Raw genomic sequence first — 661 nt, forward strand, 5'->3', positions numbered from 1 at the left:
CCGGTCGGACCGGTCGACGAGGTTACCGAAGGTGACGGCGGTGGCGGTGACCAGGGTGGCCCGCTGCGCCTCGGACGCGGCGGCGTCGGCGCGGCCGTAGGCGACCGTCACCGACCGTTCGACCTGGCCGAAGTCATTGACCCGCGCCGCGAGGGTGTGGATCGCCCGCGCCGGCTCGGCGGCCACCGGACCGGCGTCTCCCGGTCCGGCGCCGGCCAGGCCACCGTCTCCCGGGGCAGCGTCTCCCGGTCCCCCACCTGCCGCGGCGTCCGCGGCGGGGCCCAGCCACCGCTCGGGATCGGGACAGCGCAGCGTTTCGGGCACCGGCTGGCGTTCCAGGTGGCGTTCGAGGGTCTGGTGGGGCACGGCCAGCGTGACGGCATATCCGTCCCGATCGCCCACCCCCCGTTCGAGCAGCCGCGCCTGCCAGGTCCGGTCGGTGACGACGTAGGGGAACGCGGACGCCGGTGTGCCGTCGAGGGCGTAGACCGCCTCCCGCAGGACCTGGCCACGCAGGCATCGCAGCAGCTCGCGCCGAATCCGCTCGTCGTCCCCGGGAGCCGCGGCGGCGGGATCCGTGGGACCGACAGGACCGGCGATACCGGCGATACCCGCGATGTCGGTGAGTTCGGGGACGTCCCGTTCCAGCGCCGGGCCCCCC

Annotated in this window: 1 protein-coding gene; it reads right to left on the reverse strand. The window is 75.6% G+C overall.

Going from position 1 to position 661, the window contains the following annotated elements; genetic code table 11:
* Positions 1-661: toxin TcdB middle/C-terminal domain-containing protein (locus tag AC5LSR_RS18225; RefSeq protein ID WP_493468722.1), on the reverse strand; the 661-nt coding region annotated here is incomplete at both ends.

It is taken from the genome of Protofrankia sp. CiP1_Cm_nod4 (assembly GCF_982290645.1).